This is a genomic window from Xanthomonas axonopodis (assembly GCF_001304695.1).
In the GTDB taxonomy this organism is placed as follows: Bacteria; Pseudomonadota; Gammaproteobacteria; order Xanthomonadales; family Xanthomonadaceae; genus Xanthomonas; species Xanthomonas axonopodis.
The window spans coordinates 1-8,101 of sequence record NZ_JFAQ01000188.1; the positions used below are offsets into that span (position 1 = coordinate 1).

Consider the following 8,101-nt stretch of genomic DNA (forward strand, 5'->3'; position numbering starts at 1 on the left):
CACATCAAGAACAAACGCGAATTGAAGCGGGCGAAGCGTTGGGAGCACACCAAGGCCAGCCTGCGCGCGAAGGTGGAGCATCCGTTTCGAGTCATCAAACGCCAGTTCGGTTACGTCAAGGTGCGCTATCGCGGTTTGGCGAAGAACACCGCGCAGGTGCTGACGCTGTTTGCGTTGTCGAACCTGTGGATGAAACGAAAGCAGTTGATGCCTGGCCGTGGGGAAGGTGTTGTCGTCCGGCCGCGTTGATCAGACCTTTCCTAGCGTTTGCTTTTCGTCAATAAGGCGGCTGAGCACGAGTCGCTCATGTCCCTTACAAAAACGTCGCGCATCCATGCGCGCCGCCCTGCGGGTTGTATCTGCCGGCCTTGCCGCTGCGGTATGGGGCCCCGGAAAATCGTAAGCAAAGCAAAGCAAGCGCTGCAATGGGCGTCGCTCGAAGGTGCGGCGATGCCATACTCAGGCCAGTCAGTGCTGGGCAGGAGGCCGGAAGCGCAGTCCATAATGTGCAGGTCGCCTACGTCGCCTGACGTTTCCTTCTCCCATCGGGAGAAGGTGCCCGAAGGGCGGATGAGGGCGATGTTGTTGGCAGTTGAAGTTCTTGCGGCCCACCTGTCTGTCGGGCGTGCGAGGGAGTGGCGGGGCGATCTGCACAGCCGTCTACGGTCCGGCAACAGGGACTGGGTATGCTCTTGGTTCCTGATGCGTGGAGCAGGTCGTGGATTCTGCTGTGCTCAAGTCGTTGCAGCAACTCGATGCCGCGCATCATCTGCACCCGTTCAACGACAACGCGGCACTGGCACAGAAGGGCACGCGCATCCTGACGCGCGGTGAGGGCGTGTACGTGTGGGATGCCGATGGCAACCAACTGCTGGATGCGTTCGGCGGATTGTGGTGCGTCAATGTCGGCTATGGACGCAAGGAGCTGGCGCAGGCAGCGGCGCGGCAGATGGAGCAGCTGGCGTACTACAACAGCTTCTTCCAGTGCACCACCGAACCCACCATCCAGCTGGCGGCCAAGCTGGCGGAGTTGGCGCCGGGCGATTTGAATCATGCGTTCTTCGCCAACTCCGGGTCCGAGGCCAACGACACCATCCTGCGCCTGGTGCGGCATTTCTGGGCCGTGCAGGGGCAGCCGCAAAAACGCATCTTCATCGGCCGCCACGATGGCTATCACGGCACCACCATGGCCGGTGCCAGCCTGGGCGGCATGAAGGGGATGCACCAGCAGGGTGGGTTGCCGATTGCCGATATCTGCCACATCGCACCGCCGTATCACTTCGGCGATGGCGGGGAGATGGATCCGGAGGAGTACGGGTTAGTCGCGTCGCGTCGCCTGGAAGACAAGATTCTGCAGCTCGGGCCGGATAACGTCGCCGCTTTTATCGGCGAGCCGATCATGGGCGCCATCGGCGTCTACATCCCACCGCGCAGTTACTGGCCGGAAATCGAGCGGATTTGCCGCCGCTACGACGTTTTGCTGGTTGCCGATGAAGTGATCTGCGGTTTCGGCCGCACCGGCGAATGGTTCGGTGCGGAGTATTTCGGGTTCCAGCCCGACGTGATGACGCTGGCCAAAGGCATCACCTCCGGCTACATCCCGCTGGCGGCAGCCATGTTCAACGACCGCGTGGCCGGCGTGCTCAAGACCCAGGGCGGCGAGCTGGCGCACGGTGGCACCTATGCCGGGCACCCGGTATGCGCAGCGGTGGCGCTGGAAAACCTGCGCCTGCTGCAGGACGAGGGCATCGTCGAGACCGCGCGCACGCAGGTTGCGCCGTACCTGGCGCAGCGCTGGGCCACGCTGGGCGAGCACCGGTTGGTCGGCGAGGCACGCATCGCCGGGCTGGTCGGAGCGCTGGAACTGGTGCCGTACAAACAGCGTCGCGGTGCGTATTTCCCGGGGCGCGGGCGGGTAGGGGCGATGTGCCGCGATTTCGCGCTGCGCCGCGGTCTGATCCTGCGCGCGACCTACGATGCCATGCTGTTGTCGCCACCGTTGATCATCACCCGCGCGCAGGTCGAGGAACTGTTCGACAAGGCCTGGGCCGCGCTGGACGACACCGCGCAGGCGCTGGGCCGATAGCTCCCGCACAACCGGTCCCACCGCACGGCGGCGGGCCGCGACGAGGTCGGTGACGACCAAGCATGCGCGCGCCGATGCCATCGCGGCGGCTGCCGCGCTCGCCAGGCGGCACGGTCGGTCTGTGCCGGCCGCGCTGCGCTAGCAAACCGGTACGCGGTGGTAGGCTGGGAAGAGACCGGATTCGACACCGGCCCCCCATCGCGTTGCCCTGGAGACCCACATGACGCTGCGCCTGCTCGCCCTGACGCTGTCCATCACCCTGTTGTCCGGCTGCGGCGGCGCTGGCGCGCCCGGCAAGACCGACGCACAGGCCAAGGTGCTCAACGTCTACAACTATTCCGATTACATCGCCGAAGACACCATTCCCGCGTTCGAAAAGAGCACCGGCATCAAGGTCACCTACGACGTCTTCGACAGCGACGAAATGGTGGAAACCAAGCTGCTGGCCGGCGGCAGCGATTACGACGTGGTGGTGCCCACGCTGAACTTCTTCGGCCGGCAGATCCAGGCCGGCGTCTTCCTGCCGCTGGACAAGAGCAAGATCCCCAATCTGGTCAATCTGGATCAGGACGTGATGCGCCGCATTGCCGCGCAGGACCCGAACAATGCCTATGGCGTGCCGTACATGATCGGCACCACCGGCATTGGCTACAACGTCGACAAGCTCAAGGCCATCTTCGGCAACACCGATGTCGCCAACAGCTGGGATCTGGTGTTCAAGCCGGAGAATCTGTCCAAACTCAAGGACTGTGGGGTGACCATCCTGGACACGCCTTCGGACATGATTCCGATCGCGCTCAATTATCTCGGGCTCGATCCGCATAGCACGGCGCCGGCCGAGATCGAAAGAGCTGCCGCGCTGATCAAGGCCATTCGCCCGTACGTACAGAACTTCCACTCCAGCCAGTACGTGACCTCGCTGGCCAACGGCAACACCTGCCTGGCGGTGGGCTGGTCCGGGGACATCATCCAGGCGCGCGACCGTGCCGTGGAGGCCGGCAACAACATCAAGGTGGCCTACGCCATTCCGAAGGAAGGTGCGCCGCAGTGGTTCGACATGCTGGCCATTCCCAAGGACGCCAAGCACCCGGACAACGCCTACGCCTTCATCAATTATCTGTTGAAGCCGGATGTGGCCGCGGCCAATACCAACTTCATCCATTACGCCAACCCGGTGCGCACCGCCACGCCGTTGGTGGATGCGGCGATCCGCAACGACCCCACCATCTACCCGCCGCCGGAAGTGACGGCCAAGATGTTTACTTACTCGATCAATCCGCCGGAAGTGGACCGGCTGTACACGCGGCTGTGGACCGAGATCAAGACCGGGCATTGAGCAGCTGTGTTGACGGCGGTTGCTGCGCCCGAGCGCAGTGCTGCCTTGTGCGACAGCCCATCCCGCGGGCGAAGCGCACGGCATAGGGATGGCACCGTCGGGACGTGGTATGCCGATTGTCGGCCGACCGGGTCATCACGCAATCTGTACCGGGCAGTTCAAATAATTGTATGGTTGCGCCGCCAGTGCCGAAGCCGCCGATGCGGCCCCTGCATGGCGTGCCTCGCCCATCACACAGGACGCATCCTTTTGAGCAACCACGACCACCAGTCCAACGACGGCCAGTCTTCGGCCACGGATGCGCAGGGCGCCGGCGTGCGCGACGAGCAGGAGCCGCCCAAGCCCTCGCCGTTGAAGAACCCCAGGGTGAAGTGGACGCTGATCCTGGTCGGGGTGCTGGTGCTGATCCTGCTGGTGGTGTGGCTGGCCTATTACCTGATCAAGGGCCGCTACATGCAGGACACCAACAACGCCTATCTGCAGGCCGATTCGGTGGCGGTGGCACCGCGCGTCAGCGGCTACGTGACCAAGGTGCTGGTGAGCGACAACCAGATCGTGGAGGCCGGCCAGCCCTTGCTGCAGATCGACGACCGCACCTATCAGGCCACCCTGCAGCAGGCCGAAGCCACCATTGCCGCACGCCAGGCCGACATCGTCGCTGCCACCGCCAATATCTCCGCGCAGGAATCGGCGCTGTTGCAGGCGCGTACCCAGGTCACCGCAGCTGCGGCCAGCCTCAAGTTCGCCCAGGCCGAGGTGAAGCGTTTCGCGCCGTTGGCCGCTTCCGGCGCAGACACCCACGAACATCAGGAAAGTCTGCAGCACGATCTGGCTCGCGCACGTGCCCAGTACGACGCCGCGCAGGCGCAGGCCAAGGCCGGCGAGAGCCAGGTCCAGGCCAGCCGCGCGCAACTGGAACAGGCACAGGCCGGCGTGAAACAGGCCACCGCCGATGCCGACCAGGCGCGGGTGGCGATGGAAGACACCCGTCTGACCAGCCGTATTCACGGCCGGGTTGGCGACAAGACCGTGCAGGTGGGCCAGTTCCTCGGCGCCGGCACCCGCACCATGACCATCGTGCCGCAGGAATCGCTGTATCTGGTCGCCAATTTCAAGGAAACCCAGGTCGGTCTGATGCGTCCCGGCCAGCCGGCCGAGATCGAGGTCGACGCGTTGTCCGGCGTGAAGTTGCACGGCAAAGTCGAAAGCCTGTCGCCGGGCACCGGCTCGCAGTTCGCGTTGCTACCGCCGGAAAATGCCACCGGCAATTTCACCAAGGTGGTACAGCGCGTGCCGGTGCGCATTCGTGTGCTGGCCGGCGAAGAGGCACGCAAGGTGCTGGTGCCGGGTATGTCGGTGGAGGTCACCGTGGACACGCGCTCGGCCAAGGACGCCAAGCAGCGTGCCAAAGAAGAATCCGACCGCGTGCAGGAGCAGGAGCGCGCGCGATGAGTGCAGCGGCCGCCGCCGGCCCGCGTGCCGGCGGCAGCGCCCAGCGCGAGAAGGCCGAGCCGGGCGCCTGGCTGGCAGTGCTGGCCGGCACCATTGGCTCGTTCATGGCGACGCTGGATATTTCCATCGTCAACGCCGCGCTGCCCACCATCCAGGGTGAGGTCGGTGCCAGTGGCACCGAAGGCACCTGGATTTCCACCGCCTACCTGGTAGCCGAGATCATCATGATCCCGCTGACCGGCTGGTTCGTGCGCACGCTGGGCCTGCGCAATTTTCTGCTGATCTGTGCAGTGATGTTCACCGCGTTCTCGGTGGTGTGCGGGCTGTCGACGTCGCTGCCGATGATGATCATCGGCCGCGTCGGGCAGGGGCTGGCCGGCGGCGCCCTGATTCCGACCGCGCTGACCATCGTCGCCACGCGGTTGCCGCCCAGCCAGCAGACCATGGGCACCGCCTTGTTCGGCATGACGGTGATCATGGGCCCGGTGATCGGTCCGCTGCTCGGCGGCTGGCTGACCGAAAACGTCAGCTGGCACTACGCGTTTTTCATCAACGTGCCGATCTGCGTCGGCCTGGTGGCGCTGCTGCTGCTCGGTCTCAAGCATGAAAAGGGCGATTGGGCCGGCCTGCTCAATGCCGATTGGCTGGGCATCTACGGGTTGACGGCCGGTCTGGGCGGGCTGACCGTGGTGCTGGAAGAAGGCCAGCGCGAGCGCTGGTTCGAATCCAGCGAGATCAATACCCTGAGCCTGATCGCGTTGAGCGGGTTCGTCGCCCTGGTGATCAGCCAGTTCCGGCGGCGCCCTCCGGTGATTCGGCTGTCGCTGCTGCTGCAGCGCAGCTTCGGCGCGGTCTTCATCATGGTCATGGCGGTGGGCATGATCCTGTTCGGCGTCATGTACATGATCCCGCAGTTCCTGGCGGTGATCTCCGGCTACAACACCGAGCAGGCCGGGTACGTGCTGCTGCTGTCCGGCCTGCCGACCGTGTTGCTGATGCCGATGATGCCCAAGCTGCTGGAAACGGTGGACGTGCGCATCCTGGTCATTGCCGGGCTGATCTGCTTTGCCGCTGCCTGCTTCGTCAATCTGTCGCTGACTGCCGACACCGTGGGCACGCATTTTGTCGCCGGGCAGCTGCTGCAGGGCTGCGGCTTGGCGTTGGCGATGATGTCGCTCAACCAGGCGGCGATCTCGTCTGTGCCGCCGGAACTGGCAGGCGATGCCTCGGGCCTGTTCAACGCCGGCCGCAATCTGGGCGGTTCGGTCGGGCTGGCGCTGATCTCCACCTTTCAGGAGCGCCGCATGACCTTCCATACCGAAACCATCGGTAGCTCGATCACCGCCAACGCCAGCCGCGCGCAGGAGGCGCTGGCCAGCCTGACCGCACAGATGCAGGGCAGCGCCGGCGGCGAGGCGGCGGCCCGCTCGATCGCCCAGTTCGCCCGTGTCGTGCAACAGCAGGCCCTGGTGATGACCTATAGCGATCTGTTCTGGATCTTCGGCGTGATCGTGGTCTGCACGATTCCGTTGGCCTTTTTGCTCAAGCCGTTACCCAAGGGGGCGCACCTTGCAATGCACTGATTCCATGCGCCTGATCCGCATGCCGCTGGCTGCGGCGCTGAGCACGCTGTTGCTTGGCGGCTGCATGCTCGGCCCCAACTACACCAAGCCGCCAGCCGTGGCCGATGCGGCGATGCAGGCGCCGGCCCTGCATCGCGCCAGCGGCGCGGACGTGGTCGCCGCCGCACCCCTGAATCACTGGTGGGAGGAACTGCACGACCCGCTCCTGACCCAGTTGGTGACCCAGGCATTGGCCGATAGCCCCAACCTGCGCGCAGCGCAGGCGCGGCTGCGCGCCAATCGCGCGCTGGCCCGGCAACGCCGCGCCGAACGCCTTCCCAAGCTCAACGCCAGCGCGGTGTATGCCTACGCCGAGCCCCCGCAGACCATCGTCGACACGCTCGGCGGGCTGCAACAGGGTCAACCCGGCCAGCCGCCGGCGGCTGGCAACCAGGCGCTGGATCTGGAAAAGACCGAGATCTACAGCGCGGGTTTCGATGCCAGCTGGGAGCTGGATTTCTTCGGCCGCCGCCGTCGCGCCGCCGAAGGTGCGCTGGCGCAGGCAGAGGCCTCCGAAGCCGAGCTGGCCGATGCACAGGTGCAGCTGGCCGCCGAAGTCGGGCAGGTTTATCTCAATTACCACGGCTTACAGGCGCGCCTGGCCATTGCCGATGCCAACCTGGGCAAGATCCGCCAGACGTTGCAGCTGGTGCAGCAACGCCGCGGGCAGGGCGCCGCGTCTGACCTGCAGGTCGAGCAGATCGCCACCCAGGTGCAGCAGCAGGAAGCTCAGCGCCTGCCGCTGGAAATGCAATCGCAGGAGGCGCTGGACCAGCTGGCGTTGATGGTCGGGCGCGAGTCCGGCGCGCTGGATGCGCAGCTCAGCGCGCCGCAGCCATTGCCGATGCTGCCGACACAGGTCCGCGTGGACGATGCCGGCGCGTTGATCCGCCGCCGCCCGGACGTGCGCAAGGCCGAGCGCGAGCTGGCCGCCTCCAGCGCGCAGATCGGCGAGGCGTTGAATGGCTACTTCCCGCAGGTGAGTCTGCTGGGCGGTTTGAGCTGGGTCGCTGGCTCGCCGAGCGATTTCAATTCCGACGCGCGGGCCATATTGGCGGTGCCGATGCTGCGCTGGTCGATCTTCGATTTCGGCAAGACCCGGGCGCAGGTGGAACAGGCGCGCGCCGGCAATGCCGGTCGTGAAGCTGCATATGAAGGTACGGTGTTGGCTGCGTTGCAGGATGCCAATTCGGCGTTGGCGCGCTTCGGTTCGGCACGCAAGCAACTGGTGGTCGCACGCCAGGCCGAAGCTTCGGCCACGCGTTCGGCCGGGCTGATGCAGCAACGTCGCGATGCCGGTGCCACCTCATCGATCGATCTGCTGGATGTGCAGCGCCAGCAGTTGTCGGCGCAGGACGCCGCCGCGCAGGCGCAGGTGCAGTTGCTGGTGAATTACGTGGCCCTGCAGAAGAGTCTGGGCCTGGGCTGGAGCGAACCGGCGCAGGGCGCGCGCTGAGGCCAGCCAAGGGCAATCTTTGACGCGGCGGCACATGCGCAGCCGCGCCCGGGTTTTGCCATGATGGTCGACGGTCACCGTTGTGGCGCACGCATTGCGCAATCGAGAGGTTCAATGGCATCCCCCGAAGCCACCCCGCAGCCCCACCT

Annotated in this window: 6 protein-coding genes; all 6 read left to right on the top strand. The window is 65.4% G+C overall.

Annotated elements, in window-relative coordinates; all coding sequences use genetic code 11:
* On the top strand, positions 1-249 hold a 249-nt coding region (locus XAXN_RS16240; protein ID WP_167694814.1), incomplete at its 5' end, for a transposase.
* Positions 250-718: 469 nt separating this feature from the next.
* Complete coding sequence (locus tag XAXN_RS16245) at positions 719-2,086, top strand: aspartate aminotransferase family protein (RefSeq protein WP_054320325.1); 1,368 nt, start codon at positions 719-721, stop codon at positions 2,084-2,086.
* 220 nt (positions 2,087-2,306) lie between these two features.
* Complete coding sequence (locus XAXN_RS16250) at positions 2,307-3,422, top strand: polyamine ABC transporter substrate-binding protein (protein ID WP_054320326.1); 1,116 nt, start codon at positions 2,307-2,309, stop codon at positions 3,420-3,422.
* A gap of 249 nt (positions 3,423-3,671) precedes the next feature.
* Positions 3,672-4,874 carry an HlyD family secretion protein gene (locus XAXN_RS16255; protein WP_054320327.1) on the top strand — a complete coding sequence of 401 codons (1,203 nt, stop codon included), beginning with the start codon at positions 3,672-3,674 and terminating at the stop codon, positions 4,872-4,874.
* Entirely contained in the window at positions 4,871-6,457 is a 1,587-nt protein-coding gene (locus XAXN_RS16260; RefSeq protein ID WP_054320328.1) for an MDR family MFS transporter, read from the top strand. Before XAXN_RS16255 ends, XAXN_RS16260 begins: the two co-directional genes overlap by 4 nt.
* Before the next feature lie 4 nt (positions 6,458-6,461).
* On the top strand, positions 6,462-7,952 hold the full coding sequence (locus tag XAXN_RS16265) for an efflux transporter outer membrane subunit (RefSeq protein ID WP_054320329.1): 1,491 nt from the start codon (positions 6,462-6,464) through the stop codon (positions 7,950-7,952).
* Positions 7,953-8,101 lie beyond the last annotated feature (149 nt).

Excerpts from the sequence above, each read along its gene's own strand:
- XAXN_RS16250 (WP_054320326.1), top strand. The coding sequence starts at position 2,307 with ATGACGCTGCGCCTGCTCGCCCTGACGCTGTCCATCACCCTGTTGTCC.
- XAXN_RS16260 (WP_054320328.1), top strand. The coding sequence starts at position 4,871 with ATGAGTGCAGCGGCCGCCGCCGGCCCGCGTGCCGGCGGCAGCGCCCAG.
- XAXN_RS16265 (WP_054320329.1), top strand. The coding sequence starts at position 6,462 with ATGCGCCTGATCCGCATGCCGCTGGCTGCGGCGCTGAGCACGCTGTTG.